This is a genomic window from Mesorhizobium sp. M5C.F.Ca.IN.020.29.1.1 (genome assembly GCF_003997375.1).
GTDB classification, from domain to species: domain Bacteria; phylum Pseudomonadota; class Alphaproteobacteria; order Rhizobiales; family Rhizobiaceae; genus Mesorhizobium; species Mesorhizobium wenxiniae.
In genome coordinates this window covers 1-2,593 of sequence record NZ_RZSW01000705.1, presented here as the reverse complement: position 1 = coordinate 2,593, position 2,593 = coordinate 1, and the positions used below count along the sequence as shown (strand labels likewise).

The window sequence follows — 2,593 nt, the reverse complement described above, 5'->3', positions numbered from 1 at the left end:
CGCTTCGTCCTCATTGTCATGCGCATGCCAGTCGAAGACATCGCCAAACTTGGCGATCTTGACCTGGGCGTCGTTGACGTCGCCGGCGATATGCGGATCGAAGACCTTTTTGATCTTCTGATCCGCCGCCTCGACCAGATTTATCTTGTGCGGAGGCACCAGATCAGCCCTTCACCGCCGCCACGATTTTCTTGGCAGCGTCGTCGAGGTCGTCGGCCGAGACGACGTTGAGCCCGCTGTCGTTGATGATATTCTTGCCGAGCTCGGCATTGGTGCCTTCGAGCCGCACCACCAGCGGCACTTGCAGGCCGACTTCCTTGACTGCTGCGATCACGCCCTCGGCGATGATGTCGCACTTCATGATGCCGCCGAAGATGTTGATCAGGATGCCTTTGACCGCCGGATCCTTGGTGATGATCTTGAACGCGGCCGTCACCTTCTCCTTCGACGCACCGCCGCCGACATCGAGGAAGTTGGCGGGTTCGGCGCCATAGAGCTTGATGATGTCCATCGTCGCCATGGCGAGGCCGGCGCCATTGACCATGCAGCCGATATTGCCGTCGAGCGCGACATAGGCGAGGTCGTATTTCGACGCCTCGATCTCCTTCTCGTCCTCCTCGGTGATGTCGCGCAACTCCATCACGTCGGGATGGCGAAACAACGCGTTGTTGTCGAACGACACTTTTGCGTCGAGCACGCGCAGCCGGCCGTTCTTCATGACGATCAGCGGGTTGACCTCGAGCAGGCTCATGTCCTTCTCGAGAAAGGCTTTGTAGAGGATCGGGAACAGCGTCTCGCCGTCTTTGGCGGCCTCGCCATCGAGCTTCAGCGCGCCGTTGAGTTCTTTCAAATCGTCCGCCGTCACACCCTTTTCCGGGTCGATGGTGACGGTGATGATCTTTTCCGGCGTGTCATGGGCGACCGCCTCGATGTCCATGCCGCCCTCGGTCGAGACGACGAACGCGATGCGGCCGACGGAGCGGTCGACCAGCAGCGACAGGTAGAGCTCGCGGTCGATGTCGGCGCCGTCCTCGATGTATAGGCGGTTGACCTGCTTGCCCGCCGGGCCGGTCTGCTTGGTGACCAGCGTGTGGCCGAGCATCTCGTTGGCGTTGGCAACGACGTCGGCCACCGACTTCGCCAGCCTGACACCACCCTTGGCGTCGGGGCCGAGCTCCCTAAACTTGCCCTTGCCGCGGCCGCCGGCATGGATCTGGCTCTTCACCACATAGAGCGGGCCGGGCAGCGCTTTGGCGGCGGCTTCCGCTTCGCTTGCCTCGAACACCGGCACGCCTTCGGCCACCGGTGCTCCAAAGCCCTTCAGCAGCGCCTTGCCCTGATATTCATGGATGTTCATGCGCGTTGTCTCCAGGTCACTTGGCGGCGGGTCACTTGGCGGCGAGATGCGGAGCGATCTTGACGCAGGCCTCGCACAGGCCCTGCACCGCCGCCACCGAACTGTCGAACATCTTCTGCTCGGGCTTGCTGAGCTCGATCTCGATGATGCGCTCTACGCCGCCGGCACCGATCACCACCGGCACGCCGACATAGGTGTTCTTGACACCATACTGGCCGGAGAGATGCGCAGCACAGGGCAGCACGCGCTTCTTGTCCTTGAGATAGGCCTCGGCCATCGAGATCGCCGAGGCGGCCGGCGCATAGAAGGCCGAACCGGTCTTGAGCAGGCCGACGATCTCGGCGCCGCCGTCGCGGGTGCGCTGCACGATCTGGTCGAGCTTTTCCTTCGAGGTCCAGCCCATCTTGACGAGGTCGGGCAGCGGGATGCCGGCGACCGTCGAATAGCGGATCATCGGCACCATGGAATCGCCATGGCCGCCGAGCACGAAGGCGGTGACATCCTCGACCGAGACCTTGAATTCCTCGGCCAGGAAATAGCGGAAGCGCGAACTGTCCAGCACGCCGGCCATGCCGACGACATGGCTCTTCGGCAGTCCGGAAAACTTCTGCAGCGCCCAGACCATGGCGTCGAGCGGGTTGGTGATGCAGATGACAAAGGCTTTCGGCGCGTATTTCTTGAGACCCGCGCCAACCTGCTCCATGACCTTCAGGTTGATCCCGAGAAGGTCGTCGCGGCTCATGCCGGGCTTACGCGGCACGCCGGCGGTGACGATGCAGACGTCGGCTCCCTCGATGCCGGCGTAATCGTTGACGCCGGTCAGCCTGGAATCGAACCCATCGACCGGCGACGACTGCGCGATATCCAGCCCCTTGCCTTGCGGGATGCCCTCGGCGATATCGAACAGCACAACGTCGCCGAGATCCTTGAGGCCGATCATGTGGGCGAGCGTGCCGCCGATCATGCCCGAGCCGATAAGCGCTATCTTGTTGCGTGCCATGTCAGGAGGTTTTCCCTTTAGACTGTGACGGCGCCCAAATCCTTCACGAATTTGATGACGGCGTCGAGGAAGGAGGCCGGAATGCTGCGGGGAAGCCGCAAAGATTTCGCCGCACCCAATAGCCCCGGCGCACAAAATATTCAAACGATTATTTCGGAGTGAGTTATTTCAATCGGTTAGATCGATTGGGATTTACGTAAACGTAAAAGTTTATAAGCCGACTTGGGAGATTTTAC

General features: G+C 61.3%; 2 protein-coding genes. Both read right to left on the bottom strand.

The window, feature by feature from the left end:
• Positions 1-163 precede the first annotated feature (163 nt).
• The gene (gene sucC / locus EOA85_RS32395; RefSeq protein ID WP_127212438.1) at positions 164-1,357 is read right to left on the bottom strand and encodes an ADP-forming succinate--CoA ligase subunit beta; all 1,194 of its coding nucleotides are present in this window, start codon (positions 1,355-1,357) and stop codon (positions 164-166) included.
• A 31-nt stretch (positions 1,358-1,388) separates the two neighbouring features.
• On the bottom strand, positions 1,389-2,357 hold the full coding sequence (gene mdh, locus EOA85_RS32390) for a malate dehydrogenase (RefSeq protein WP_095520073.1): 969 nt from the start codon (positions 2,355-2,357) through the stop codon (positions 1,389-1,391).
• Between the last annotated feature and the right edge of the window lie 236 nt (positions 2,358-2,593).